Genomic DNA, 24,751 nt, shown 5'->3' with positions numbered 1-24,751 from the left:
TCGTCACCCCAGCTCTTCCTCTGCCTTCGCGAGGGCCGCGAACTCCTCGTCCGGGGAGTTCGCGACGAGGTGGTGACGGCTGTAGAGACCGAAGTAGGCCATGAATGCCGCGAACGCGGCGAACGTCCACAGAGCCGCGACGGGATCGACGAGGAAGGTGGCCACCACAGCGGCCGCGGCGATCACCAGCGCGAACGAGATCGTAACGACACCACCGGGCGTGCGGTACGGACGCGGCATCCCGGGCTCGCGCACGCGCAGCACGATGTGGCTGACCATCATGAGCACGTAGCTCACGGCGGCACCGAAGACCGCCATGTTGAGGAGCATCGCGCCCTCACCGGTCAGCGACAGGACGAAGCCGATCACGCCGGGCACGATCAACGCGAGTATGGGGGCCTTGCGCGAATTCGTCACCGACAGGCTCGTCGGCAGGTAGCCGGCGCGGGACAACGCGAAGGTCTGCCGCGAGTACGCGTACATGATGGAGAAGAAGCTGGCGATCAGCCCGGCGAGCCCGATGTAGTTGACGACCTTCGCCGCTGTCCCGTCACCCAGCGCCTCGACGAGCGGGTTGCCCGAGGTCGACAACCCCTCGGCACCCAACGCACCGGTCGCGAGGAACAGCACCGTCGCTCCTGTCACCAGGAGCACCAGCATGCTGGAGATGATGCCGCGGGGCACGTTCTTCTCCGGCTCGCGCGCTTCCTCCGCAGCGAGAGGAACGCCCTCGATCGCCAGGAAGAACCAGATCGCGAACGGAACTGCGGCCCAGATACCGAAGTAGCCGAACGGCAGGAAGCCCGAGGCACCGACGGCATCGGTCGGCGTAATGTCCGTGAGATTGTCGGACTCGAACAGTCCCACCGCGGAGATCGCGAAGATCACGAGTCCGACGAGTGCGATGGCGGTGATGACGAACATCGCCTTGAGCGCTTCGCCCGCACCGGTGAGGTGGATGCCGATGAAAATGGCATAGACAGCGAGGTAGATCCACCATCCGTCGGTGATCCCGAAGATGTTCAACGATTCGACATAACTGCCGATGAACGTCGCGATGGCCGCAGGGGCGATCGCGTACTCGATGAGAATGGCCGTGCCGGTGGCGAATCCACCCCAGGGGCCGAGCGCGCGACGAGCGAAGGTGTATCCGCCCCCTGCGGCCGGAAGGGCCGACGACAATTCCGCCATCCCGAGCACCATCGCGAAGTACATGCCCGCGATGACCACGCTGGCGATGAGCAGGCCGCCGAATCCACCTTCGGCGAGTCCGTTGTTCCATCCGGCGTAGTCACCGGAGATGACATAACTGACACCGAGTCCTGCAAGGAGCACCCACCCTGCGGTTCCTTTACGCAGTGAACGTTTTTCGAGGTATTCGCTCTTCTCGGCGTGGAAGTCGGCGCCGTCGTGGTGCTTACGGGTTCCCGAACTCTTCGATGGTTCTACGACTGACATTCCGTCTCCCTGAGGCGATCGGTTCGTACGGCGGCGTCACGCCGCCGAGGTGGTGGAACGTCGCGCGAGCAGCGGCCGGCGTTCATGGGCTACCCCCTGGTCGTGGAAGTCGCGCAACGAGATGGAGTGCAGCCGTGTAACTCGGATGATCCAGCATCCTCCCGGGCGAACAGGGTGTCTGTTCGTTTCTCGAGTATCGGAGAAGACTGTTGCAACTCTGTTGCGAGCCCGTAATGGAACGCGCGGTTATGTAGCCTGCGGGCGGTCTTCTACCAACCGACGACACATGGAGGATTCGAAGTGACTGCGCTGCTGTGGGCGGTAGCGATCGTGGCCGTGGCTGTGTTCGGATGGGGCACATCGGTGGTGTACCGGGCTCATCGAAGTGTCGTGCGCCGATCCGAGGGTCCGCTATCGGACGCGGGGCGTACCCGGGTGAAGAAAGGGCGAAATGTTGCGGTTGTCGGACTGGTCGTCGGAGCTCCGAGCCTGGCGATCGCGCTCCTACCGACCATGGACAAGGTGGTCGTGGTGATCGTCGTTGCGCTGCTGATACCTGGCTTGTTCCATCTGACTCGTGAGACCCTCGCCTACCCCGTGAACGAGCGCTGAGACTGCGGATACGACCGTCAGCTGTCGGTGTCCACGTCCGTGGTAACGAGAATCGATGCCCACCACCGACATTCGGTTCGACGACCGAGTGCGATATCGCGTCCGAAAATGCGGTTGCTCGTTCCGGCACTGCTCCCTAGGGTGGCCCGCATGGCATCGATCAGGCAGGTACAGGTCACGTTCGATTCCACCGAACCCGAGCGACTCGCGCACTTCTGGTGCGCTGTTCTCGGCTACGAGGTGCCCACGCCGCCCGACGGGTTCGCGACACGGACCGACTACGACGCAAGCCTGCCCGCAGAGTCGCAAGGACGCGCGTTCGTGTGCGCCGACCCGACCGGTGCCGGGCCACGGCTGCACTTCCAGCGAGTACCCGAAGAAAAGGTAGTGAAGAACCGGGTGCATCTCGACGTCCGCGTCGGGACAGGCTTGGAGGGTGACGAACGCCTGTCTGCTCTGCAAGCCGAATCCGACCGGCTGGTCGCGCTCGGCGCTGCGCAGGTGAAGGTTCTGCATGCCGACGGCGTCGACGAGTCCTGCATCGTCATGCAGGACATCGAAGGCAACGAGTTCTGTCTGGACTGAAGGACGCGCGGCAACCGGTGGTGTCGCGATCGAGGAACGGCGCTACACACCTACCGATGGCGTGCCACCGGCGATCGGAAGCCGCAGACGAACCTCGGTTCCCCGCGGCTCGTTCGGAGAGAACTCGATGTCGCCGCCGTGACGCTCGACGATGTGCTCCGACACGATCAAGCCGAGCCCGGAGCCGTCCTGCTTCGCGGAGAACGCCCCTGAGACGAGTTGATTTCGCGGGGCTCGTTCCATGCCTCGGCCTTCGTCGGCCACCCGGATGCATGCCCAGTCACCATCACGGCAGGTCGTGACCCTCAATTCCTTCGCCTCCGTTGTGGGCAGGACGATCTCGTCGATCGCGTTGAAGCACAGATTGATGATGACCTGACCGATCAACACGCTCTCCCCCTGCACAGGCAAGCTCTCGACGGTCCGATCGACCACCACCCGCACGCCCCGTTCAGCCGCGCGCAACCGAACGAAATACAGGCTCTCCTCCATCACGTCGTTGAGATCGATGGCCGACGACGTCGATTCGATGCGCCGCACATACCGTTTGACCGACGCCACGATCTCCGCAGCACGGCTCAACTGCTTCTCCGCCATGTCCAGACCGTAGGAGAGTTGATCGCGGTCGAGAGTGCCACCGGCAACGCGCGTTTGGAGACCACGCAGGTAGTTCGACGACGCCGCCAATGGTTGCCCGAGTTCATGGGCCAGGATCATCGCCATGTCACCCATCGCGTTGTAGCGGCTCAGATACTGCAGGTTCGCTACCTGGTATTCGTGGCGCTGCTCCAACTCGACGCGGTCGGTCACGTCCCGGATCACGAGCACCCGCGAGACCATGCCGTCGTGCACCACGTCCTCGAGCTCACCGGCGAGCCAGGTGACGCGGCCGTCCGGCCTCTCGATCTTCTGCCGGATCTTCACCGATCCGGTGCCCGACGCCAGCTTCGACACCACCTGCTCGGAATCCAGCGAGGGATCGCATCGCCCCAGGCCCTCGAGGTGGGCCCCCATCAACTGGTCGGTGGTCGAGCCGAACAACCGCGCCGCGAGTGGTGAGATGTCGTCGATGCAGTTGCCGTCGTCGAGCACCAGGATGCCGGCCGAGGTGTGCGTCATGATCCGCTGCAACGACTGCGACACCCAGCTGAGTTCCTGCTGGATCTCCACCTCCTCGGAAATGTTGCGGAACTCGACCATCACCACCGGACCGTCCTGGAACTGCACCAGGGACGCGTTGGCGTCGGTGAGGAAGTCCACCCCGTCCTTGGTTCGATATTTCCACTGCCGCCGACTCGATCCATGTACGACCGCGGACTGCAGCCACGCCACTCCCAGGGCCCGGCGATACTGACGTTCCTGACTGCTCATGTGGTGCGCTTTGAGCGGCCGCAACTCCTCGAGCGTGAAACCGAACATCCGGCACGCAGCGGGATTGGCCCACAGGATGTTCTTCGACGCAGCCTCGTGGATCAGGATGCCGGTCTGCGTTCGCTCCGCCATCGCCTGGAAGTCACGTCGGGTAGGGAACATCGATCAACACCTCCGGGAGCAGGACGGTCCATCGTCCGACGAGCGACGTCGTCACCGCCATTAGGAATTACTTTATGGCCTCGGGAGAAAGTCCCGATACCGCCGTAACCGGCTCGTCCATAGCGTGTTCATCAGCGCGAACACGTACCGAAACGGAGACGGCATGACCATCCCCAGCACGACCGAACGGATCGAGGCAGCGCCGGCGGGTCCGGCGCGGGATCGCGCGTTCGAGCACGCGCTCGAAGTGCTCCGCGACCGGCGCGACGAGTTCGACCAGCAACGCTTCGTACCCCCCGACTACATCGCATTGCTCAAACAGGCCGGACTGTACCGGGCATCCACGCCGGCACAGTTCGGTGGCGAACCGATGGCGCCGTCGTCCTTCATGCACCTCGTCGAACGGATCTCTGCGATCGATCCAGCCACGGGCTGGGTCGCCAGCTTCGGATCGTCGCTGGTGTACTTCTCCGCTCTCCCGGTCGCGACCCAGGCGAAGATTTACGCTGACGGCCCCGACATCGCCTACGCCGGCGGCTTGTTCCCCATGCAGGAAGCCGAGAAGGTCGACGGTGGCTATCTGTGCAGCGGGCTGTGGCAGTTCGCGAGCGGCTGCCGAGGCGCCGACATCCTCGGGATCGGTCTCGCCGGCGGCCCGGACACCAACGGCATGCCTCTCACCGCGCTGGTGAATCCAGCGGACGTCGAGATCGTCGAGAACTGGGACGTGGCGGGCATGGCAGCCACCGGCTCGCACTCGATACGCGCTGACCAACTCTTCGTGCCCGAGGAGATGACCTTCGTCCGCGGCGGCGCACCGAAAGTCGACGAACCGATCACCCGCTACCCGATGCTTCCCTACGCAGCGCAGGTGCTCGCGGTGGTCACGCTCGGAGCAGCGCGCGGTGCCCTCGACTACGTGCAGGAGGTCGGTGCAGCGCGCTCCAGCATCACCGGCGGTGCCGCCAAGGGCAACCGTCCCGCCTACAAGATCGGTCTGGCCAGGGCCGAGGCCGATCTGCGGTCGGCACGTGCATTCTTCTACGAGGTCACCGACGAAGTGTGGAGTCTTGCGCTTGCGGGCGATCCGATCGCCGACGAACACAGGGCGATGCTCCGCTTGGCAGCGACACATGCCGCGCATGTCGGTCGCACCGTGGTGCTGTCGGCCTTCGATCTCGCCGGCACCGGCGCGATCTACGACAGTCATCCTCTCCAGCGATATCTGCAGGATGCGCTCGTTCCTGCCCAGCACGCCATGTTGCAGACCAACACGTTCGAGGCCGCCGGTTCGATTCTGCTCGGTCTCGACGCCGATATCCCCAGCTTCCCCTGATCGCCTCTCCGACCGTGCGAGCCCGCAAGGCTCACCCGACCGAAAGGACACCTGTCGTGCCCGAACCATTGCGCACCTTGTTCTGCATCGGCAACAACCAGAACTTCTTCGATCTCCCCAAGGCGGAGATCGGCCCGGTCTGGGTCGGCATCTCCACTATGCTCTCCGATCTCAAGCGCATGGACGGCGTCGACATCATCGGCACCTTCGACGACGACGCCCACATGGTCGGACCGTCCGATGGGTGGCCGTGGACGTGCTACGTCCTCGCCGACGTCAAAGACCAGGAGACAGTGAAGAACGCGTGCAACCTGTTGCGCACCACCATGATCGGTGAGTTTGCATTGTGGAGGTATTTCAAGATCGAAGCTCGTATGGGTCGTGAGCTGACCATTCGGGACGACGTGGACGTGTAGACGTGACCGACATGTCGGACCGACTGTCCGCGCTCGAAGTCAAGGACGCTGCCCGGCTATGCCTGATGCGCTACATGGACCTGTGCGACGTCCCCGGTTCCCTGGAGCATCCCGAACAGATCGGCGCGCTGTTCACCGGCAATGCGACTTGGGAAGGCATCGGATCGGAGTACACAGGCAAGTTCGGGATCGCTCACGGGCGCGAGGACATCGTCGCTCTGGTCTCTCGATATCTTCCACCAGCCGAACATTTCGTTCGCAACACGCATCTGCTCGGCAGCGAACGGATCCGGGTCGAGCGCGACAGTGCTCACGGTCGATGGATCATGCAACAACTGTCGCTGTACACGGACGGCACGGCCGAACTGCTGTGTGCCCGACTCGAGATCGATTTCGAGATCACCCGCTCGGCGGACATCACGGCCCGCATACACCGATTCCGCACCCAGCGCATGTTCGCGGCACCCCTACCCATCGACGCGATGAGTCATCTGCACTGATGCGGACACCCGCACGTGACGAGTTCGAAGGAAGCAAACACATGACGACGATCGAACATTCGATCCAGAACAATTACGGGGATCTCGTCGGCACCGATCGGGTCGCCGGACGGCTCTACACGGACCCGGAGATCTTCCGTGTCGAGATGGAGAAGATCTTCTACCGCACGTGGGTGTGGGTCGCGCACGAGAGCGAGATCCCTGAGCCCGGTTCGTTCAAGACCACTCAGGTCGGGAATCAGCCGGTGATCGTCACTCGTGACCGCAAGGGAAACTTCAACACCCTCCTGAACCGCTGCCGGCACCGCGGCGCGACCGTCTGCGACCAGCGCAGCGGCAAGGCCAACGGCTTCACGTGCCCGTACCACAACTGGTCCTACGCTCTCGACGGTCGATTGCGCGGTATCCCCTATCCGGACGGCTACGAGGGAGTCATCGACAAGAAGGACTTCCCCCTCCAGACGCTGCGCACCGAGAGCTACCTGGGCATGATCTGGACAACCTTCAACCAGGACGCCGAACCCCTCGAGGATTTCCTCGGTGACGCCAAGCTCTGGATGGAGCGCTTCTTCAAGCAGAGCAACGGACTGCCGACCAAGGTGCTCGGCGTCCACAAGTTCCGCTTCAAGGGCAACTGGAAGATCCAACTGGAGAACACCACGGACGGCTACCACTTCCCGATGGTGCACAAGTCATGGATGGCCTCCGTCGACGCGGAAACCGCCGACATGATGTCGTTCATGGACGATCCGGCCGCCGAGACACATTCGCTCGGCAACGGACACAGCGTCGCGATCATGGCCGCTGCCCACGTCGACCTCGATATTGACGACGGCACCGAGGAGATCCAGCCACGCTTCCAGCATCTCGTCGACGAACTCACCGAGGCCGGGGAGAGTCCGGAGCGGATCCGTCGCTACATGCGCTCGATGCACGGCTGCGGGTTCAACCTCAACACTTTTCCGAATGTGGCGATGTCCTCGTCGTTCTTCCGGGTCTTGATTCCCATCTCCGTCGACGAGACCGAGATCTGGCACATGGCCATCGGCATGGACGGCGGCCCTGAATCCGTCAACCGGGAGCGTCTGCGTATTCACGAGCACTTCCAGGGTCCGTTCGGCTTCGGCAGCCCCGACGATGCGGAGGGCTGGACCCGGGTTCAGATCGGTGCCGGCGGCAATCCCGACATGCCCATTCTCGTCAACCGCGGCGAGGGGCGCGAATACATCACCGAAGAAGGTTGGCCCACTTCACATGTCACCGACGAGACAGGAATGCGCGAGGCCTACGCAATGTGGAAGAAGCTGATGAGCGATGACTGACCTGGGCCTGACCGATCCCCGCGTGTTGCGTGCCATAGAACTGGTGTGGAAGGAGGCCGAAGCCCTCGACGCGAAGGACTACAAGTCCTGGGAGCAGATGTACACCGATGATGGCATCTACGTGATCCCCATCGACCCGGACACGGATGACTTCGCGTCCTCGCTCAACATGGTCTACGACGATGCACGGATGCGCCGACTGCGCGTCCAACGCATGCTCCAGGGTTACTCGCCGTCCGCGGTCGCCGCAGCACGCACCGTCCGCGTGATCTCCCGCTTCACCGTGCAGGAACGCACGGATACCTCGGTCACCCTCCGCTCGGCGCAGATCGTCAATGCCTTCAAACGCAACGCGTTCTTGACCCTCGGCGCGGATCTGACGCACACGATCGTGTTCGACGACGAGGGCGACGACAGGATCGCGCTCAAGGTGGTCCGTCTGATCGACAGTGAGGACGCGGTCAGTGCGTCCGGTTATCTGCTCTGAGAGGCCACCATGAATCCTCATGCCCCGCGTATCGCGGTCGTCACCGGAGCCGCCGGCGGAATGGGCACCGCCATCGCCCGTAAACTGCATACCGACGGCCGGCGGGTGCTCCTCGCCGACCTCGACACCGCCGCGGTCGACGCCCTCGCGGCGGAACTGTCCCCCGACGGGTCCACAGCCCGCGGCATCAAGTTGGACGTCGGCCGCAAGGCGGCCTTCGAGGAAGGCCTCGCAGTCTGTGAAGACCTGTGGGGCACGCCCACCATCGTCGTCAACAACGCAGCGGTCACCCGCGCGGCCGACCTGATGACACTCGGTGAAGACGAGTTCACGGACGTGCTCACCACGAACGTCAACAGCGTCTTCTTCGGCTGTCAGGTGTTCGGAGCGGCGATGGCCGACAAGGGATTCGGTCGCATCGTCAACATGGCTTCGCTCGCGGGCCAGAACGGCGGCACCGCCACCGGCGGGCACTACGCGGCGTCGAAGGGCGCGATCCTGACCGCCACCAAGATCTTCGCGCGAGAACTCGCCGCGCGAGGCGTGACGGTCAACGCGATCTCCCCGGGCCCACACGATCTGCCGGTCGTCCGCAAGACGGTTCCGGCCGACAAACTCGACGGCATCGTTGCCGGCATTCCGGTCGGGCGACTCGGCAGTGCATCGTTCGTCGCTGACACCGTCGCGCTGTTGATCTCCGACGACGCTTTCTTCGTCACCGGTGCCTGCTGGGACATCAACGGCGGCCTGTACCTGCGCTGAGCGTTCCATCCCTATCGGCCCGCACCCGTCGCTACACGAGGAGAACCTGACATGACACTCATCGACGTCATCGTCTCCGACATCACCCAGGAAACACCGACCGTCAAGTCGATCACGCTCGTGAAGGCGGACGGGTCACCGCTGGGTCCGTACCTGCCGGGCGCACACATCGACGTCGAGGGCCCGACAGCGATCACACGTCAGTACTCGCTGTGCAGCACCCCGGACGCACCGGACTCGTTCGTCTTCGCCGTCAAGAAGGAGGCGAACTCACGCGGTGGATCCGCTGCCCTGCACGAACTCTCTGTCGGCGACACCCTCCGCATCAGCACACCTCGGAACCTGCTCGCCATCGCCGAAGAGGCACAGCACCACGTGCTCGTCGCCGCCGGCATCGGCATCACTCCGATGCTGAGTATGGCCCGCTACATGGACGTTCACGGCATCAGCTTCGAACTGCACTACTTCGCCCGCACCGAATCCGAAGCGGCATTCCTGCCGCTGCTGAACGACCGCTGCCCGGACAAGCTGCATCAGCATCTCGGAGTGACGCGCGAGGCCCAGGAGCATGTCCTGAAGGACGAATTCGCCGAATTGCCTCCACACACTCACATCTATACGTGCGGACCGGCGGGGTTCATGGACAAGGTCGTTGCCGTCGCGCGTGAGCACGTCTCCCCCGACGCCATCCACATCGAGAACTTCCACGCCTCGGAGCAACCCGACGCGTCGGCGAACGCCGCATTCGAAGTCGAGCTGGACGGAGAGACCTATCGGATTCCGGCCGATAAGAGCATCGTCGAGGTCCTCCAGGACAACGGTTGCGACGTCGACACCTCCTGCCAGGAAGGCATCTGCGGAACGTGCATCATGCAGGTCCTGGAGGGTTCGCCCGAACACCGCGACAACGTGCTCACCCGTGCCGAGAAGGAATCCGGGGAAGTCATGGCAGTGTGCGTGTCGCGCACGAGAGGGCAGCGACTCGTCCTCGACTACTACTGATCGACCGTGGTCAGGCTTCGTTCGGGACCTCTACGCCGTAGCGGAGGAGGTCCCGAACGAAGGTGCCGATGCTGTCGGAGTCGGTCTTGCTCTTGATCCGAGCCCGATGGACATCGACGGTCTTCACGCTCATCCCCAGCTTGCGGGCGATATTCTGGCTCGGCAGGCCTTCGACGACCAAGGCCAGGATCTGCCGCTCACGCGGCGTCAGCCCCTGGAGTTTCTCCCGCAGCGCTACGCGTGCAGCATGCTCCGCGAAACGCGTCCGAGCGCGCTCGACGCCGGACTGAACCGCGTCGAGCAGCCGTTGCGGATCGTACGGCTTCTCCAGGAAATCCATGGCGCCCTTCTGTAGCGTCGAGACGGACATCCTGATGTCGCCGTGCGCCGAGACGAAGATGATCACCACATGCGGCGCGAACTCGTTGATCCGCTCCTGCAACCTCGTGCCGCTCATGCCCGGCATGCGCACATCGAGCACGATGCAAGCGGGATGCGTGCCGTCGTAGACATCGAGGAAGACATCGGCACTGTGGCAGATGACCGGTCGGATGCCGATGCTCTCCAGAATCCAGTCGACGGAATCGCACAACGCTGGATCGTCGTCGACGACGTACACGGTGGCCTCGGACGCCGGCGCATCGTTGCCGGTCACATGCTCGGCCATGTCAGCTGTCCGCATCCCACGCTGCTTCGGCAGTCCAGTACGGAGCCCCGACTGCGCTTGTCTTCGGCTCCCAGTCGGTGGTGCGGCGGAGCAGGGGTTCTTCACGACGGATCGATATGTCGGCCGCTTCCGGTCCATCCGCCTCCACGGTCCAATGCACCCAGTTGACCTCGCGTCCGTACTCGTCGTGGACGAACAGGTCGACGTGATGCCATCCGTAGTTGAAGGTGTCCTCGTAGCAGGTGAGGAACATCCGATGGTGATTGACCGGGCGCGGTTTCAGCATCGAGAATTCTCCAGTCGTCATCAGGGGCATGGTCTTCGAATCACTCGTCCAGCGGGGGACTTTCGCGGAGAATTGCTTCGAGTCTCTCCCCGACCTCGAACAGGTCATCCTCCCTACCTGGCAGGCCGACGAGCTGTATTCCGAGCGGCAGTCCCGCAGTGGTGCGCGCTCCGGGCACAATCACCACGGGTAGGCCCAGCAACTGCCACGGGCGGCTGAGGATCGGCGAACCGGTCGCCGACAATCCCTTCGGTGCAGGTCCGGTCGCGGCAGGACCGACGATGAGGGATGATCCGTCGAGTATCTCGCCCAACAACTCCCGCGAGCGATCCCGTCGGATCAACGCAGCCGTGTGGTCGGAGACCGAGATTGTCTGTCCCTGCTGCAGCAGATCTCGGATCTGCGGGCTCAGATCGTCCCGCTGCCGTTCGAACTCACGAGCTCGGGTGCGTGCGGCCTCGAAGGCCATGATCGTCGCGTGGTCCTCGGCGAGAGTCTGCACGTGGTCGTCCCAGTCGAGCATTTCCGAATGCAGGCCCAGTCCGGCCAGAACAGACGGAAGACGGCCCAGCAGAGCGATCATCGGAGGGTCGAGATATCCGAGATAGCTTCCGCCCCAGACGAACGCACATTCCGGAAGACCGGACTGAACAGCGGCGGCTGAGCCGAGGAACGCATCGTGGACGTAACGCAGATCGGCGACGGTGCGGGTGAGCAGCCCCAGGGAATCGAGGGAGTCGCTCAGGCCGACAATTCCTGCCATCTCGGTACTGCCGTGGGCGAGAACCAGTCCGGCCGTGCCGCAATAGGACGCCGGTCGGGTCAGGGAACCCGCGGTCTGGGTACCGAGCGCCAACGGCACGGTGCCAGCACCGACCGCGGCGGCGGACCCGCTCGACGATCCTCCGGGCGTGTGCTCGGGTGCATGAGGATTGCGTGTGGGACCCGGACGGAAGTAACCGAACTCGGTCGTGACGGTCTTACCTTGGACGACGGCGCCGAGCGAACGCAATCGTTCCACGCAGGGCGCGTCCGCGACAGCTGCCGCGGCGGATGTGACCGGCGATCCCGCACGGGTCGGCATGCCGGCGACGTCGATCAGGTCCTTCACACCGACGGAAATCCCTCGCAAAGGCAGGTCTCGGCGGTCGGCATCGATCGTCGCGACGTCCTCGGCAGTAGTGCTCGACATTTGCACCCACGCCTGCAGTACGGGTTCCTGAGCGTCGATTGCCGTTCTGGCTCGGGACACGAGTTCCGTCGCCGTCGTCGAACCGGTCCGGACCGACCTCACCTGATCTTCGATGGACACGTCAACCACGGGCGCGTTCACATCATCCTCCTGCAGTCGCTGACCTCCCCATTCTGCCCAGGAAAAGGACGTACCGACAGTAAAGGTTTCCCTCCTACCCGAGTGACGCAAGGCGACATAGGTTTTCCACACCGTTGGGCTTCCGATCACCAACGGAGCACTCGCCGCTCACTCCAGCCCCATTCCCAGCCCACAAGAAAGGCGGCCTCTCATGGCTTCGACCGTGGCGCCGGACAAGATCATCGATCCTTCCGATCCGAAGGCATCGAAGAAGATCGACTTCGGCAGAATGAACCGCAAGGCCTGGTTGATCACTGCACTCCTCGTTCTTTTTCAGATCGTCGCGTTTGCCGACAAGGCCGTACTCGGACTCGTTGCGTCAGAGGCGATCCCGGACCTGGGAATCTCGGCCGTCGAGTTCGGTTTCATCGGCAGTGCGTTCTTCTTCCTCTACGCCGTGGTCTCGGTCGTTACCGGATTTCTCGCAGCGCGGTTCTCGGTGCGGTGGATCATCCTGACGATGGGCGTCGTGTGGGCCGTGATGCAGTTCCCCATGCTGCTCGGTGGCGGCGCCGCGATTCTTCTGGTCACCCGCATCGTTCTCGGCGGCGCCGAGGGCCCGGCCACCGCGATGTCACTGACCTCCGCCCACTCCTGGTTCGAACCCCGACGTCGCGCGCTTCCCTCCAATCTTGTCGCTGCGGGCTCGACCCTCGGTCCGGTCCTCGCCGCACCTGCCCTGGCCTGGGTCATCGGTGCTTGGGGATGGCGCTGGGCGTTCGGTGTCCTCGGTATCGTCGGTCTGGTCTGGGTGATCGCCTGGTTGATCCTGGCCGGCGACGGACCCTACGCGGGCCACGGGAAGAAGGATTCCGCCGGCAAGGATGCCCCCGAGGCGGATGCCGAGTCCGCTCACGAAATCGCCACGGATGATGTCGACAAACAACCGGCCGTCTCGCTCTGGCGGGCATTCGCGAGCTTGACTTTCCTCGCGGCGGTCATCGGCGGAGGTTCGAACTTCTGGGTGCAGGGGTTCGTGACCACCTGGCTACCCCAGTACCTGGGGACCGTGGTCGGACTTTCGTTGTCCCAGGTCGGGACGGTCACCACGATTCCCTGGATCCTGGGAGCGCTCGTGCTTCTCTTCCTCGGATTCCTCGGTCACCGACTGATGCAGCGGGGATACAACGCGCATCGGTCCATCGCGATCCCCTTCGGTATCGCAGCACTCGTTGCCGGTGTGTGCTTCATCCTGGTCCAGGCGGCCTCCGGTGTCGCCGCCGTCGCGTTGCTCTGCATCGCCGCAGGTTGCAGCCTCGCCTACCCGATGACCGCCTCAGCGCTGGCATTCGCGGTTGGCGCACGGCAGCGTCCGATCATGATGGCCACGCTGGGCGGTGTCGCGTCGATCGGCGCAATCATCTCCCCCACCCTCGTCGGATGGCTGATGACGCGCGCGGGGTACGTCTCGCCGCCCTCGGGCACGCCCCTCACCCCCGAGATGGCGAACAACATGGCCGTAGGCGTACATCAAGCCTTCACGATCACCGGTGTCGTCCTGCTCGTCGGCGGCGTGCTGTGCATCCTCTTCCTCCGCCCCGAAGCCCTCGGACGCACCCTCCAGGCGCGTCACCGCAAAGGCTGAACCGAGCCGGATCGATCGTCGTTCCGACCAAGGAGTGCTTATGTCCCTCGACACCGCCAGTATCAACAAGGGCCTGTTCCGCGAGGTGATGGGCCACTATCCCACGGGCGTTGCAGTGATCACCGGACGCGCGGCCGACGGCGAACTGCTCGCCCTCGTCGTCGGGACCTTCAGTTCGGTGTCCCTCGATCCTCCCCTGGTCTCGTTCATGCCGATGAAGACGTCCCAGACCTTCGACAAACTCCGGCGGTGCGAGTCGATATGCATCAATGTCATCGGGGGCGAGCAGGAGGATCTTGTCGCCACGATCGCCCGGCGCTGGGAGAACAAGCTCGACGGCATCGAATGGTCCACCTCTCCGTCCGGCAACCCGGTTCTCGAACAATCGGTCGCCTGGATCGACGCACGCGTGACGAACACGGTCGATGCCGGCGACCATTGGATCGTCCTCTGCGCCGTGAGCGATCTGGCGGTCACCAACCCCGTGGCGCCTCTGATCTACTTCCAGGGCGGTTACGGCAGCTTCGTGAGTACGTCGCTGATCGCTCGGCTGCAGCACGAGATCACCGATTCGATCAGCGCGGCGGAGGCCCTCCGCCCGGAGGTGGAAGCGCTCGCCCACTCGATCGGTTGCGAGATCGCGCTGTATACGACGATCGGCCGGGACGAGATGGTCCGAGTGCTGTCGGCCTTCGGTCCCGGCGTGGAACAGACGAACGGACTCGCACGACGTATCCCGATCGTGCCTCCGATCGGCGACAGTATCGTCTTCGACCTGTCCGAGGACGAACAGGAACGCTGGCTGTCCAGGGCCATCGGAATCGACGAGGACACGAAGGGGGTCTACCGCCGGCGACTCGGTTTCGTACGCGCCCACGGATACGCGCTCTCGCTTCTTCCTCGAGAAGGCCGCACCGCCTACGAGACGATGTGCGAAGCGACGCGACGCTACGAATCAGGTCTGCTCACACCCATGGAGGAACGTGACATCCGGACCGTGATCCCTGGGTCGGACGTCGACTATCGCGTTCAGGAGCTCGATTCTGACGGTCGCTACGATGTCGGGTCCCTCGTCTTCCCTGTACGCGATCCGGAAGGCCGCTGCACCTCGACTTTGCGTCTGGCTCAACTCCCGCTTCGGAGCACCGGCGCGACGGTCGCTGCATGGGTTTCGCATGCCAGAAGCGTCGTCGCAGCACTCGAGGGCGATAGACACCCCCACGGTTCGTAGGCAGTCGAATGCACCTCTTGTGCCTACATCGATCTCGAGGGAACCGCTGTGGACCGCCCGACGGACGGACTGTGCGTGATCGGACAAACGATCACAGAGAAGCGGTGTGGTCCTCCACGATTCGCTCGGCAATTCGAGCGACGGTGACGTTGAGATCCTGCGACAGCGTCCGCAGCATCACGAAGGCGCGGGCGGCATCGACACCGCAGCGCTGCATCAGAAGACCTTTGGCCTGGCCGATGGTGTCTCGGGTGCCCAACGCCGAGCGCAGATGCAGCTCCGCGCGTGCAGCCGTGCGCTCGGCGGCCGCCTGCGCCGCCAGTGCGATGCCCAGCGCTACCGCGGCACCGTCGAAGGCCTGCGGTTTCGATGCGAACAGGTTCAGCGAACCGGCAATGTCGGTGCGGGTGTGGAGTTGGAAGGACAACACGCTGCCGACCCCGACCATCAGGGCTTCTTCCGTGAACTGCGGCCAGCGCATCTCGGATCGGAGGTCGCTGCTGTAGACCACGCTCGTAACTCCGGCCGCATCGATACAGGGGCCACCGGCGTCGCGTTGGATCCGACCGAGTTCCCGGGACAACGACGAGGTCGCTCCGTGGGATTCGAATGTGTCCTTGCCGATGAGGACGATGTCGGCGCACTCGACCCCCGCAATCGTGGCAGCCGCAGCCGCGGTTACTGCGCGCAACGCTTCGCCGAAATCGTGCCGTCCTCTCGGCGGTCTACGGCAGACACCTCAGGAATCGGGTGGCCGACCGTGGGTCGGAGGTCAGAGGGTATGGCCGAGGATGTGGGTAAGGGCGATGAGAGCGGCGAACCAGATGAGAGTTCCGCCGAGTGTGGCGAAGTCTGTGTACATGAGTGGTCTCGATCGTATGCCGGTTGAAGCATCAACGAAGATGTCCGCGGTCACAGTCCGTCACGCACGCGTTCGGCTTCCGCACGCTTATCCCCACCGGGAATAGATAACCATCGGGTCGCGTTGTGCTGGGCGGATCGGGTGCGTATTCGTGTCCCCCGGGCTCAACCCATTGCCTTCACGGAAGTTCCGTTCGGCTGGAGCCGTGTTGCGCCTTTCGCCGAGAGGCGACCGAACGCACCCGGTCCCTTGACATTTCGAAATTAGATGCGGCACATACCGCAACACGGAATATTCGCTGCCGATGTCCTCCCCCGAGGAGATTGCCGGCCCGTCACGTCGCCCGACAAACACCAGGTTCAGCCGGCACTCGACCGGGTACCTCCGAGAGGACACAACGGTTCGAGAGACGAGCAAGCGCAGGAGGACATGTGCCCACCAAGTTGACCGCCACCGACCTTCGAGAACTCCTCGATTCGACGCTCGACGACCCCGCACTCGTTCTGGAGGAGGGACGGTTCCGCGTTGTCGGAGGTCAGGAGCTGACCGATCAGAACCGACCGTTTCTCGTGGTCACGAGGGAAGACCTCCGGAAGCAACTGCCGCAGGATCGCGACTTCGACGAGAGCGACCTCGAACTGCAGGCGGGCGTGCTCGACTCGACCGTCGCAAACCTCGGCGGGTGAGTACGGAGCCGACACCGGCCGCCGGGTGATCACCTTGTATCGGCCACCGACTGGAACAGTCGGTGACACACTCGAAGAATGAGCGAAGAACCCACATCCGCGCCGGTCTGGAATTACCTGATGGACATGGATGGTGTTCTCGTGCACGAGGATCACCTGATTCCCGGCGCCGACGCGTTTCTGACCGAACTCCGCGATACCGGTACGCCGTTCATGGTGCTCACCAACAATTCCATCCGCACACCCCGAGACCTACGGGCTCGCCTGCTGCTCTCCGGCCTCGACGTTCCCGAGAAGGCGATCTGGACCTCGGCGTTGGCGACGGCGACATTCCTCGCGAATCAACGTCCCGGCGGCAGCGCCTACGTGGTGGGCGAATCCGGATTGACCACCGCGCTGCACGACATCGGTTACGTCCTCACCGACAGCGACCCGGACTACGTCGTCCTCGGAGAGACACGCACCTACTCCTTCGAGGCGATCACCACCGCGATCCGACTGGTCGAACGCGGCGCCCGGTTCATTGCGACCAATCCGGATCCTACCGGCCCGTCACGGGAGGGTTCGCTTCCCGCAACCGGCGCCGTTGCGGCGCTGATCACCCGCGCGACCGGCCGCGAACCCTACTTCGTGGGGAAGCCGAACGCCTTGATGATGCGCTCGGCCCTGCGCGCGATCGGTGCGCACTCCGCACACACGCTGATGATCGGCGACCGCATGGACACCGACATCGTCTGCGGCCTCGAAGCCGGCCTGCAGACGCTGCTGGTCCTGACGGGTATTTCCACCCGTGAATCAGTCGAACGATTCCCCTACCGTCCGACCCGCGTCATCAATTCGGTGGCGGATCTCGTTGGCTCCACAGCTGATCCGTTCTGATTGCGAGATTGTCGGATAGGTCCTGTCGACCCGGTCCGGCAAGGACGCCGGTGACGAGTAGCTGCACCAGACGATCGGCATCGTTGACTGGTCCGCCGCCGCGCCGTGCACCAGACCTGCTCCGCACGCCTGCGGTCGGAACGGTGGTCGCGAACCAGGCAGCTTCGACGGCGAACCCTTCGTCGATGGGCTCGGTGCGCCGTTATGGCTGCGTCCAATCCGGATGGCCCCGCATTGGGTGGCCGACGATCACTCACCGACACCCGATGACACACCATTCGACCACAGCGCGGCCGCACTCGGCAGGGGTACGAGCGCGGCCGCCGCCTATAGGTACTCACGTTTCTGCCAGCCCCACCATCATCGTCAAGATGGCTGGTCCCGCTGCCGCCCTGCGTGCCGAAGTGCCCGCTGCAAGCCCTGCCCGCCGGCATTCGGAACCACCAGTGTCACCACTGGTAAATGACCTGTCTTCGGAAAATGCGGCTCCGTTGCCCCAACCTTCACTCCTACAACATCTGGGATTGGCATCCGCATCCCGAGGCTCGATGTGCCCCGCAGGAGGTGAAAGACTGAGCGAGAACCGGACGCGGGGGCTTGAACCTCACCCTTACGGTTCGGTGTCACCGATACTCGGGTCAGGAGGAAGCGGCATGCGCACACTGATCGTCTACGAATCGATGTACGGCAATACCCACACTGTGGCAGAAGCAATTGCACGAGGAATAGCACCGACGGGTACTGTCGCCACGATCCCTGTGTCTCAGGCATCCCAGGAGGACGTACAGGCATACGATCTGCTGATCGTCGGTGGTCCCACGCACGTGCACGGAATGAGCCGTGACTCGACCCGGCGCGGCGCCGTCGAGGCCGCCGAGAAACCGGAGAGCAACTTGACGCTCGAACCCGACGCGGCCAGTGCGGGAATTCGTGAATGGCTCGACGGGCTTCCCCGAAGCAAGGGAAACGCCGCCGCGTTCGACACCCGAATCGACAAGCCCGCCCTTCTCACCGGGCGCGCGTCGAAAGGAATCTCGAAAAAATTACGGCATCTCGGCTTCACGATCGTCGCCGACCCAGAGAGCTTTCTGGTCGATACGCACACCCAACTCGTCGAGGACGAGGAAGCACGCGCGGAACAATGGGGCGAGAGGCTGGCGAGGCAGACTTCAGCACACACCTGACGCATACGACTCTTACCAGCCTGCGGCGCGTGCATCCATTCTCCCGGTCCCGACAGGTACGGTGCCATAGGCCGAACGTGAAGACGTGAATCTGTCATGTCTCCCGATGCTGAGCGCATCCACCACTTGTTCGTACCCCACCGCACCATCACTGGGCACGGGAGGCACGATCCACACCGATCATCTCGAGCCACGCCTCGGCGCGACGGCTGTCCGAGCCCCGGAATCCCACATAGCCGTCGGGCCGGACGATCACGACGCCCGTGCCCGGCCAACTGAGTATTCGGTGGACCCTGAGCACTTCGTTGTCGCCGGGCGGTGTCGTCGCCCGCGCCCCCTCTTTTTGCGGCGCTTCTGGTGGCACGACAGTGTCGAGACCACCGAGGTGGACGTCACGGACGGGAACACGCTTCCCGCCGCGCTCGACGATGTGGACGTCGTGGTCCATCTCGTGCACGGGATGCGTTCGGCGGATTTCCGGGAGGTCGATCTCGCGGCCGCTCACGAGGTGCGGCACGCGGTCGATGCGTCCTCGGCGACCTGCATCGTCTACGTGTCCGGTTTCGTCCCCGACTGCGATCCGGACGAGTTGTCCGAACATCTGCTCTCCTGGTGGGAGGTCGAGCAGGAACTGTCCTGGTCGAATCGACCGGTGATCACCCTGCGGGCCGGAATGGTGCTCGGATCCGGGTCGACGAGCTTCGAGGTGCTGGGCCAGCTCGCGGGGCGGCTGCCGGTGACGGTGGTGCCCGACTGGATGAACTCGAAGGTCGAACCGGTCGCGATCGTCGATCTGACCGCAGCGGTGGCCGGTGCGTCCGGATCACGGGGATGCCGCGCGCACAGGTCACCCTCTCCCGGCTGCTGGAATCGGTGATCGGTCGGATCGGGTCGTGGCTGACGGAGGTGCCCTCCGGAACCGTTGCGGCTCTGATGGAGAGTCTGCGACACGACATGACCGCCCGGGACTTCCGGTGGATCGGTGGCCTGGTCGCGTCGGACCACCGGCCCTTGGGTATCGAGCGGGCGCTGCAGCGCGCGGTGCTTCCCGCCGACACGAGCGTCCCGTACAGGAATCGGGATCCGATGGACCCACTGCCCGGCGATCCGGACTGGGCGGTCGCGCCACCACGGAGGCCCGCCGGTATTCGGCGCAGGGTATCCCTTTGCGGCACCGAGCGCGGATACGCCGGCGCGACGACCGAGACCTCGGGGCCGGGTCAGGTAAGGATGTCCGTCCTGTCGCGTCTCGGGGGTTCGGTGCTAGCTTCTCGACATGTCGCTACCGAACCCACCGTCGGCGAACGATTCCGGCGGGCAGCACGAGCGCGTCGAACCGCACACCGGCGGGTTGGCGAGCAAGCTCAACTGGCTGCGGGCGGGCGTGCTCGGCGCGAACGACGGCATCGTCTCGACCGCGGGGTTGGTCGTCGGTGTCGCTGCCGCCACGACGGACGAGTCGACGATCCTCACCGCCGGGGTTGCCGGGCTTGCCGCGGGCGCGGTGTCGATGGCGCTGGGCGAGTACGTGTCGGTGAGCACGCAACGCGACACGGAGCGTGCGGCGCTGCACACCGAACGGCGCGAGCTCGCCGTGATGCCGGAGGCCGAACTCGACGAACTCGCGGGGTTGCTCGAGCGCAAGGGCTTGTCGGCGGTCACGGCGCGTGCCGCCGCCGAGGAGTTGACCGCCCGGGATCCGCTCGCGGCCCACGCCGAGGTGGAATTGGGGATCGATCCGACCGAACTGGCGAATCCGTGGGTGGCGGCGCTGTCGTCCGCGGTGTCGTTCACCCTCGGGGCGTTGGTGCCGCTGTTGATGATCGTGTCGGTGCCGGAAGCGGTGCGGATCCCGGTGACCTTCGTCGCGGTGCTGTGTGCGCTGGCCGCGACCGGATCGATCAGTGCGTGGCTCGGTCGGGCGCGGCGGGGCCGGGCGGTGCTGCGGGTGGTGCTCGGCGGTGCGCTGGCGATGGCCGTGACCTATGCAGTGGGTCAGTTGTTCGACGTGGCCCTGTAGCGCGGGTCGTCGCGTCGTGATCGTGTGCGGCAGGCCGGTTCATGCGCCGAGCGCGAAGGCGATCAGGAATCCCGCCGCGGTACAGATACCGACCCACCAGCCACCTTCCCGATAGGCCTCGGGCATCAGCGAGTCGGCCATGACGGCGATGGTGGCGCCGCCGGCGAAGGCCTGGATCAGGCCCGCCGCGGACTGCGCTGTTGCTGCGGCACCCGCAGCACACCGACCAACGCGAAGTCGGGGCGCTCGGTGAGCAGATCGGACCATCGGCCCATCCGCCGACTACCGGCCACAGAAGACGTCCCTCCCGGTCGAGGGCGGAGTGAGCGCCGCGGTCCGCGTCACCGCACGGCCGGTGAGGATCCGATCGGTCAAGGCAACTCCCAGGGGTCGGATAGCACGAACACCATCGCCGACCAGACTTCCCGGCACTCCGCCGCTCACCGTACCGCGCCGATCCACGGACGGCGAGGGCGTAACGCGCCGGGCTCTCGACGCACCCGGGCGTTGCACCCCGGGCGCCCGTCAAGGGTGCGTCAAGGCGGCGCGGACCTCGGTGGCGTGGCGCTCGAGAGTCCGCCGGGTCACAGCGTCATGGTCGCGAAGGTGCTCGCACACCGGCGCGAGTTGCTCGATCGGCGTAGGACAACGCCCGAAGGTCGGCATCGATGACGTGGATCCTCAGCGTGCTCGGCGCGGCACTCATCGCGATGGCGTTACGGGATCTCTATGCGACTTTGTAGCATCCGCACGGGTTGGGCACGCTCAGCCGAGGTGTGTTCCGGGGTGCCTGGTGGGTCGCCGGCAAGATCCGCCGCCACGGCCGGGCGCTCGGCTCGACCGGACCGCTGGGCATGATCGCCACGGTGTTGTGGGCGGCGCTGATCGTCGGCGGGTGGTCGTCGACGGCATCGACTCCCGCCTCGAGATGGCCCGCCCCCAGAACGCCGACCCCATCGACTTCGGCACCGAAGATCCGGTGCAGACCGTGCTGGAGTCGAACGGTGGTATCGGCGTCGACCGGATCATCGATGCTGTGGGTGTCGACGCGTATCGCCACAAAGCCGGTCCGGACGGTGACACGTGGGTACCTGGCGCTGCGGTGGGCCACCCCCGTGCGCCGCGAAGGTCGGCAGCACAGGCATCATCGGCGTGTACCCCGCCGATCTTCGATCGGTTCCCGCTCGGAGGGACTCCTGCCCGCTAAGCGGGCTACCCTTTCGCGCCCGCAACGGTGGCCGAACAAACGCGCCCTGGTGACAGGCAACGGTTCGGCGCAACGACCGGTTGAGACGTGACTATGAGGATTACTGCGTAATCGGCCGGGCGGCCGCGTCCCGGTCTGCAAGCGGACATGCCAATCTCCCTATAGGCGGACAGGTTCGTCCCTGCTGACGGACAGCTGATCTCCCTTCCGATGGACACGGGGGCCGGCGGTGTGTCGGTCCTGACACAGACGCCCCTCCGGGGTTTTGCTCGAGGTCTTCGACCACCTACGAGCAACTCCCACCGGAGGGACGCATGAAGAAGTCTGACAGGGACATCATGGAAATTCTCGAGGCCTACGACACCACCGGCAACGCGCACTCCGCAGCGCAGCTGGCCGGGGTCGATCCGAAAACCGTCCGACGCTACGTCGCCGCCCGAGACGCCGGTATGCCGCTGACCGGCCCGTCGCGACGGCCACGCATCATCGACGACTACATGCCCAAGATCGAAGAATGGGTCGAGCGCAGTAAAGGCAAGGTCCGCGCCGACATCGTCCACGAACGCCTCGTCGATCTCGGTTTCGACGGCACCGAACGCACCACCCGACGCGCCGTCGCAGATGTGAAAGCAGCATGGCAGGCCGGCCATCGCCGCACCTATCGACCGTGGATCACCGAGCCCGGGTTGTGGATGCAGTTCGACTGGGGCGACGGCCCGAAAGTTCCTGGCCCGGGCGGGGTTCTACGCTCGACCTTGTTGTTCTGCGCCTGGTTGGCATGGTCCCGCTACCGGGTGGTGATCCCGGTCTGGGATCAGACGTTGCCGACGTTGATCGCGTGTCTCGACGCCACGGTGCGTCGCTTCGGCGGAGTCCCGACCTACGCGTTGACCGACAATCCGCGCACCGTGAGCATCGATCACATCGCCGGAATCCCGGTGCGGCATCCGCAGATCGTCGAGACCGCCCGCCACTACGGCATGACCGTGCACACCTGCATCCCTTACGATCCGGAATCGAAGGGCGGCAGCGAAGCAACCGTCAAGATCGCCAAGGCCGATCTGGTGCCCACTGACGCGAATCTGCTGCCGGACTATGTGTCGTTCGTCGAACTCGAGGCGGCCTGCGAGCGGTTCTGCGCCACCGTCAACGGCCGTCGGCACCGCGAAAGCGCCCGCATCCCCACCGAGGCGGTGGCCGAGGAACGCGCCCGCCTGCACACCCTGCCGGCCAGCCCGCACACCCTGGCACTGGGCACCACCCGCAGTGTCGGCACCGACCAGACGATCCGCTTCGGGTCAGTGCGGTATTCGACCCCGCCCGGGTTGGTCGGCTCCGAAGTGTGGGTGCGCGTTGCCGGCACCGAACTGGTCGTCGTGGCCGATCTCGATGCCCTGCCCCGGGTTCCGGACTGGGCTGAGAACAGACGGGGTTTGAGTGAGGTTGCCCGGCATCTGCTTTCGACACCGGGCAACCCGCAGATCGACCCGGCGCATTATCCCGATCATCCGCAGGATCCGGACGGGTCACCGAAGCCGCCGGTCCCGAAGGCTCGCTCCGCGGCCGAGGCCCGGTTCCTCGACCTCGGCCCCGGTGCGCACACCTGGTTGATCGCCGCGTCGGCGGCCGGGACGGTCCGGATCCGGGCGAAGATGACCGGCGCGGTCGAGTTGGCCGCATTTGTCGGCGCCGCCGCCGTCGATGCCGCGTTGGCGGTCGCGGCCGAGGCCGGCCGCTTCGCCGACGGTGATCTGCCGGCGATCGTCGCGCATCACACCGCCACCGCAGCCGAGACCGGGCTCGTCGTCGCCGACGAGGCTCATTCGGTCCAACCCGGCACCGCGGCCTGGGCGGGATTCGGTGCCGCCGGAACCGGAGTCGGGTCATGAACGCCTCTGCACCACCACTACCCGACGATCTCATCGCCGTCCTCAAACGGATGCGGCTACCGTATCTCCGCGCCGCCGCACCGGAGGTGCTGGCCACCGCCAAAGCGCAGCGATGGGATCCCACCGAGGTCCTCAAGGTTCTTCTCGACGAGGAGGTCCGCGGTCGGGATGAGGCGACGAAGGCGATGCGCCGAAAAACTGCAGGGCTTCCCGCGGGCAAGACGTTTTCCTCCTGGCGCGAGACGGATTCGTCGATCCCGCTACCCACCCAGCACGCTCTGGCCACGTTGGAGTGGGTGGGGCGTGCCGAGAATCTTGCGGTCAGCGGGCCGTCGGGAACCGGCAAGACCCACTTCGTCGAGGCACTCGCGCATGCGGTCATCGACGCGGGGATGCGGGTGTCCTGGTTCAGTCTCGAATCGTTGACCGCCGCGATCGGGCGGGCTGCGGTGGACGGATCGATCACCAAGACCATCACCCGCATCACTCGCGCCGAGATGATCGTCGTCGACGATATCGGCATGCTGCCGTCGGGGCAGGCTGCTGCCGAGGCGTTCTACCGTCTCGTCGACGCTGCCTATGAGCGGCGCAGCGTGGTGGTGACCAGCAACCTCCACCCGTCCGGCTTCGACACGATCATGCCGGAGACCCTAGCCACCGCCGCCGTCGACCGATTGCTGCACCATGCGCATGTCGTGATCACCGAGGGCACCTCACTGCGGCTGCAGGACGCCACCGCCGGACGCGGGGTGATGCCGTTGACCTGACCTGGTGCGGGAGATCGGCTGACCGCCGACAGGGAGATCAGCTGTCCGCGCGCAGGGACATGACCTGTCCGCCTACAGGGACGCTCTCATGTCCCTTGACACC

26 protein-coding genes and 1 pseudogene are annotated in these 24,751 nt (G+C 64.9%); 18 read left to right on the top strand and 9 right to left on the bottom strand.

The genetic code is table 11. The annotated features are described in order from the left end of the window. Window positions 1–3 precede the first annotated feature (3 nt). Window positions 4–1,458, bottom strand: coding sequence for an ethanolamine permease (eat, locus tag ACNJ7K_RS14985; protein ID WP_106199645.1), 1,455 nt, complete (start codon window positions 1,456–1,458; stop codon window positions 4–6). 300 nt (window positions 1,459–1,758) lie between these two features. Between eat and ACNJ7K_RS14980 the strand changes: the two genes are divergently transcribed. Then, on the top strand, window positions 1,759–2,070 hold the full coding sequence (locus ACNJ7K_RS14980; RefSeq protein ID WP_106199647.1) for a hypothetical protein: 312 nt from the start codon (window positions 1,759–1,761) through the stop codon (window positions 2,068–2,070). A gap of 150 nt (window positions 2,071–2,220) precedes the next feature. Next, window positions 2,221–2,655, top strand: a complete 435-nt coding sequence (locus ACNJ7K_RS14975) for a VOC family protein (RefSeq protein ID WP_026060862.1) — start codon at window positions 2,221–2,223, stop codon at window positions 2,653–2,655. Between the two features lie 42 nt (window positions 2,656–2,697). Here the strand turns inward: ACNJ7K_RS14975 and ACNJ7K_RS14970 are convergent, their stop codons facing one another. Then, the gene (locus tag ACNJ7K_RS14970) at window positions 2,698–4,188 is read right to left on the bottom strand and encodes a PAS domain S-box protein (RefSeq protein WP_174247035.1); all 1,491 of its coding nucleotides are present in this window, start codon (window positions 4,186–4,188) and stop codon (window positions 2,698–2,700) included. A 163-nt stretch (window positions 4,189–4,351) separates the two neighbouring features. Here ACNJ7K_RS14970 and ACNJ7K_RS14965 point away from each other — a divergent pair, with 163 nt between their 5' ends. The 7 genes from ACNJ7K_RS14965 to ACNJ7K_RS14935 are packed head-to-tail and all read left to right on the top strand — an operon-like array spanning window position 4,352 to window position 10,013. Then, window positions 4,352–5,524, top strand: coding sequence for an acyl-CoA dehydrogenase family protein (locus ACNJ7K_RS14965; protein WP_026060860.1), 1,173 nt, complete (start codon window positions 4,352–4,354; stop codon window positions 5,522–5,524). Between the two features lie 56 nt (window positions 5,525–5,580). Next, window positions 5,581–5,940: a hypothetical protein gene (locus tag ACNJ7K_RS14960; RefSeq protein WP_006552110.1), complete on the top strand. Its 360-nt coding sequence runs from the start codon at window positions 5,581–5,583 to the stop codon at window positions 5,938–5,940. Window positions 5,941–5,942: 2 nt separating this feature from the next. Further along, window positions 5,943–6,440, top strand: a complete 498-nt coding sequence (locus tag ACNJ7K_RS14955; RefSeq protein ID WP_016690749.1) for a nuclear transport factor 2 family protein — start codon at window positions 5,943–5,945, stop codon at window positions 6,438–6,440. 41 nt (window positions 6,441–6,481) lie between these two features. Then, window positions 6,482–7,762: an aromatic ring-hydroxylating oxygenase subunit alpha gene (locus ACNJ7K_RS14950; protein ID WP_026060859.1), complete on the top strand. Its 1,281-nt coding sequence runs from the start codon at window positions 6,482–6,484 to the stop codon at window positions 7,760–7,762. Continuing rightward, window positions 7,755–8,249 (top strand): aromatic-ring-hydroxylating dioxygenase subunit beta, encoded by a 495-nt coding sequence (locus tag ACNJ7K_RS14945; protein ID WP_026060858.1) that lies wholly within the window; start codon window positions 7,755–7,757, stop codon window positions 8,247–8,249. Before ACNJ7K_RS14950 ends, ACNJ7K_RS14945 begins: the two co-directional genes overlap by 8 nt. A gap of 9 nt (window positions 8,250–8,258) precedes the next feature. Further along, window positions 8,259–9,011, top strand: a complete 753-nt coding sequence (locus ACNJ7K_RS14940; RefSeq protein ID WP_145708904.1) for an SDR family NAD(P)-dependent oxidoreductase — start codon at window positions 8,259–8,261, stop codon at window positions 9,009–9,011. Between the two features lie 51 nt (window positions 9,012–9,062). Further along, complete coding sequence (locus tag ACNJ7K_RS14935) at window positions 9,063–10,013, top strand: PDR/VanB family oxidoreductase (RefSeq protein ID WP_016690745.1); 951 nt, start codon at window positions 9,063–9,065, stop codon at window positions 10,011–10,013. Window positions 10,014–10,023: 10 nt separating this feature from the next. Here the strand turns inward: ACNJ7K_RS14935 and ACNJ7K_RS14930 are convergent, their stop codons facing one another. The 3 genes from ACNJ7K_RS14930 to ACNJ7K_RS14920 are packed head-to-tail and all read right to left on the bottom strand — an operon-like array spanning window position 10,024 to window position 12,299. Then, window positions 10,024–10,680: a response regulator transcription factor gene (locus ACNJ7K_RS14930; protein WP_016690744.1), complete on the bottom strand. Its 657-nt coding sequence runs from the start codon at window positions 10,678–10,680 to the stop codon at window positions 10,024–10,026. A 1-nt stretch (window position 10,681) separates the two neighbouring features. Beyond that, window positions 10,682–10,966 carry a hypothetical protein gene (locus tag ACNJ7K_RS14925; RefSeq protein WP_487041898.1) on the bottom strand — a complete coding sequence of 95 codons (285 nt, stop codon included), beginning with the start codon at window positions 10,964–10,966 and terminating at the stop codon, window positions 10,682–10,684. A 40-nt stretch (window positions 10,967–11,006) separates the two neighbouring features. Continuing rightward, window positions 11,007–12,299: an amidase gene (locus ACNJ7K_RS14920; RefSeq protein WP_145708906.1), complete on the bottom strand. Its 1,293-nt coding sequence runs from the start codon at window positions 12,297–12,299 to the stop codon at window positions 11,007–11,009. 190 nt (window positions 12,300–12,489) lie between these two features. Here ACNJ7K_RS14920 and ACNJ7K_RS14915 point away from each other — a divergent pair, with 190 nt between their 5' ends. Both ACNJ7K_RS14915 and ACNJ7K_RS14910 read left to right on the top strand, forming a co-directional pair. Further along, on the top strand, window positions 12,490–13,923 hold the full coding sequence (locus ACNJ7K_RS14915; RefSeq protein ID WP_120282741.1) for an MFS transporter: 1,434 nt from the start codon (window positions 12,490–12,492) through the stop codon (window positions 13,921–13,923). A 40-nt stretch (window positions 13,924–13,963) separates the two neighbouring features. Further along, window positions 13,964–15,154, top strand: coding sequence for a flavin reductase family protein (locus tag ACNJ7K_RS14910; RefSeq protein ID WP_145708907.1), 1,191 nt, complete (start codon window positions 13,964–13,966; stop codon window positions 15,152–15,154). Window positions 15,155–15,245: 91 nt separating this feature from the next. On the opposite strand, the gene ACNJ7K_RS14905 is transcribed toward ACNJ7K_RS14910, so the two are convergent. Then, complete coding sequence (locus ACNJ7K_RS14905; protein WP_016690739.1) at window positions 15,246–15,845, bottom strand: ANTAR domain-containing protein; 600 nt, start codon at window positions 15,843–15,845, stop codon at window positions 15,246–15,248. 602 nt (window positions 15,846–16,447) lie between these two features. Here ACNJ7K_RS14905 and ACNJ7K_RS14900 point away from each other — a divergent pair. The 3 genes from ACNJ7K_RS14900 (at window position 16,448) to ACNJ7K_RS14890 (ending at window position 18,765) form a co-directional block, all read left to right on the top strand. Then, window positions 16,448–16,702, top strand: a complete 255-nt coding sequence (locus tag ACNJ7K_RS14900; RefSeq protein WP_016690737.1) for a hypothetical protein — start codon at window positions 16,448–16,450, stop codon at window positions 16,700–16,702. A 78-nt stretch (window positions 16,703–16,780) separates the two neighbouring features. Next, window positions 16,781–17,581, top strand: a complete 801-nt coding sequence (locus tag ACNJ7K_RS14895; RefSeq protein ID WP_016690736.1) for an HAD-IIA family hydrolase — start codon at window positions 16,781–16,783, stop codon at window positions 17,579–17,581. A gap of 653 nt (window positions 17,582–18,234) precedes the next feature. Continuing rightward, complete coding sequence (locus ACNJ7K_RS14890; RefSeq protein WP_026060854.1) at window positions 18,235–18,765, top strand: flavodoxin family protein; 531 nt, start codon at window positions 18,235–18,237, stop codon at window positions 18,763–18,765. 148 nt (window positions 18,766–18,913) lie between these two features. Here the strand turns inward: ACNJ7K_RS14890 and ACNJ7K_RS14885 are convergent, their stop codons facing one another. Then, on the bottom strand, window positions 18,914–19,213 hold the full coding sequence (locus ACNJ7K_RS14885; RefSeq protein ID WP_183070821.1) for a hypothetical protein: 300 nt from the start codon (window positions 19,211–19,213) through the stop codon (window positions 18,914–18,916). Between the two features lie 12 nt (window positions 19,214–19,225). On the opposite strand from ACNJ7K_RS14885, the gene ACNJ7K_RS14880 reads away from it, so the two are divergent. Next, a complete protein-coding gene (locus tag ACNJ7K_RS14880) occupies window positions 19,226–19,642 on the top strand; it encodes a Rossmann-fold NAD(P)-binding domain-containing protein (protein ID WP_487041855.1) in 417 nt (138 codons plus the stop codon). Window positions 19,643–20,041: 399 nt separating this feature from the next. Continuing rightward, window positions 20,042–20,785: a VIT1/CCC1 transporter family protein gene (locus ACNJ7K_RS14875; protein WP_016690732.1), complete on the top strand. Its 744-nt coding sequence runs from the start codon at window positions 20,042–20,044 to the stop codon at window positions 20,783–20,785. A gap of 39 nt (window positions 20,786–20,824) precedes the next feature. On the opposite strand, the pseudogene ACNJ7K_RS14870 reads toward ACNJ7K_RS14875, so the two are convergent. Together ACNJ7K_RS14870 and ACNJ7K_RS14865 are read right to left on the bottom strand one after the other, a co-directional pair. Continuing rightward, window positions 20,825–20,968, bottom strand: a pseudogene (locus tag ACNJ7K_RS14870) (ZIP family metal transporter); the annotation flags it as partial. Between the two features lie 544 nt (window positions 20,969–21,512). Further along, window positions 21,513–21,845 carry a hypothetical protein gene (locus tag ACNJ7K_RS14865; RefSeq protein ID WP_487041854.1) on the bottom strand — a complete coding sequence of 111 codons (333 nt, stop codon included), beginning with the start codon at window positions 21,843–21,845 and terminating at the stop codon, window positions 21,513–21,515. 461 nt (window positions 21,846–22,306) lie between these two features. Here ACNJ7K_RS14865 and istA point away from each other — a divergent pair, with 461 nt between their 5' ends. Further along, window positions 22,307–23,881 carry an IS21 family transposase gene (gene istA / locus ACNJ7K_RS14860; RefSeq protein ID WP_268655857.1) on the top strand — a complete coding sequence of 525 codons (1,575 nt, stop codon included), beginning with the start codon at window positions 22,307–22,309 and terminating at the stop codon, window positions 23,879–23,881. After that, a complete protein-coding gene (gene istB, locus ACNJ7K_RS14855; RefSeq protein WP_487041594.1) occupies window positions 23,878–24,648 on the top strand; it encodes an IS21-like element helper ATPase IstB in 771 nt (256 codons plus the stop codon). The genes istA and istB overlap by 4 nt, the downstream gene beginning before the upstream one ends. Window positions 24,649–24,751 lie beyond the last annotated feature (103 nt).

The sequence above is a fragment of the Rhodococcus shunpengi genome, from assembly GCF_048381395.1.
Classification (GTDB): Bacteria; Actinomycetota; Actinomycetes; order Mycobacteriales; family Mycobacteriaceae; genus Rhodococcus.
This window is presented reverse-complemented; position numbering and strand designations above follow the sequence as displayed.

Excerpts from the sequence above, each read along its gene's own strand:
- istA (WP_268655857.1), top strand. The coding sequence starts at position 22,307 with ATGAAGAAGTCTGACAGGGACATCATGGAAATTCTCGAGGCCTACGAC.
- ACNJ7K_RS14940 (WP_145708904.1), top strand. The coding sequence starts at position 8,259 with ATGAATCCTCATGCCCCGCGTATCGCGGTCGTCACCGGAGCCGCCGGC.
- ACNJ7K_RS14890 (WP_026060854.1), top strand. The coding sequence starts at position 18,235 with ATGCGCACACTGATCGTCTACGAATCGATGTACGGCAATACCCACACT.
- ACNJ7K_RS14950 (WP_026060859.1), top strand. The coding sequence starts at position 6,482 with ATGACGACGATCGAACATTCGATCCAGAACAATTACGGGGATCTCGTC.
- ACNJ7K_RS14930 (WP_016690744.1), bottom strand. The coding sequence starts at position 10,680 with ATGGCCGAGCATGTGACCGGCAACGATGCGCCGGCGTCCGAGGCCACC.
- ACNJ7K_RS14965 (WP_026060860.1), top strand. The coding sequence starts at position 4,352 with ATGACCATCCCCAGCACGACCGAACGGATCGAGGCAGCGCCGGCGGGT.
- ACNJ7K_RS14910 (WP_145708907.1), top strand. The coding sequence starts at position 13,964 with ATGTCCCTCGACACCGCCAGTATCAACAAGGGCCTGTTCCGCGAGGTG.
- ACNJ7K_RS14935 (WP_016690745.1), top strand. The coding sequence starts at position 9,063 with ATGACACTCATCGACGTCATCGTCTCCGACATCACCCAGGAAACACCG.
- ACNJ7K_RS14945 (WP_026060858.1), top strand. The coding sequence starts at position 7,755 with ATGACTGACCTGGGCCTGACCGATCCCCGCGTGTTGCGTGCCATAGAA.
- ACNJ7K_RS14975 (WP_026060862.1), top strand. The coding sequence starts at position 2,221 with ATGGCATCGATCAGGCAGGTACAGGTCACGTTCGATTCCACCGAACCC.
- ACNJ7K_RS14895 (WP_016690736.1), top strand. The coding sequence starts at position 16,781 with ATGAGCGAAGAACCCACATCCGCGCCGGTCTGGAATTACCTGATGGAC.
- ACNJ7K_RS14925 (WP_487041898.1), bottom strand. The coding sequence starts at position 10,966 with ATGCTGAAACCGCGCCCGGTCAATCACCATCGGATGTTCCTCACCTGC.
- ACNJ7K_RS14875 (WP_016690732.1), top strand. The coding sequence starts at position 20,042 with ATGTCGCTACCGAACCCACCGTCGGCGAACGATTCCGGCGGGCAGCAC.
- istB (WP_487041594.1), top strand. The coding sequence starts at position 23,878 with ATGAACGCCTCTGCACCACCACTACCCGACGATCTCATCGCCGTCCTC.
- ACNJ7K_RS14885 (WP_183070821.1), bottom strand. The coding sequence starts at position 19,213 with ATGGACCACGACGTCCACATCGTCGAGCGCGGCGGGAAGCGTGTTCCC.
- ACNJ7K_RS14880 (WP_487041855.1), top strand. The coding sequence starts at position 19,226 with ATGCGTTCGGCGGATTTCCGGGAGGTCGATCTCGCGGCCGCTCACGAG.
- ACNJ7K_RS14915 (WP_120282741.1), top strand. The coding sequence starts at position 12,490 with ATGGCTTCGACCGTGGCGCCGGACAAGATCATCGATCCTTCCGATCCG.
- eat (WP_106199645.1), bottom strand. The coding sequence starts at position 1,458 with ATGTCAGTCGTAGAACCATCGAAGAGTTCGGGAACCCGTAAGCACCAC.
- ACNJ7K_RS14970 (WP_174247035.1), bottom strand. The coding sequence starts at position 4,188 with ATGTTCCCTACCCGACGTGACTTCCAGGCGATGGCGGAGCGAACGCAG.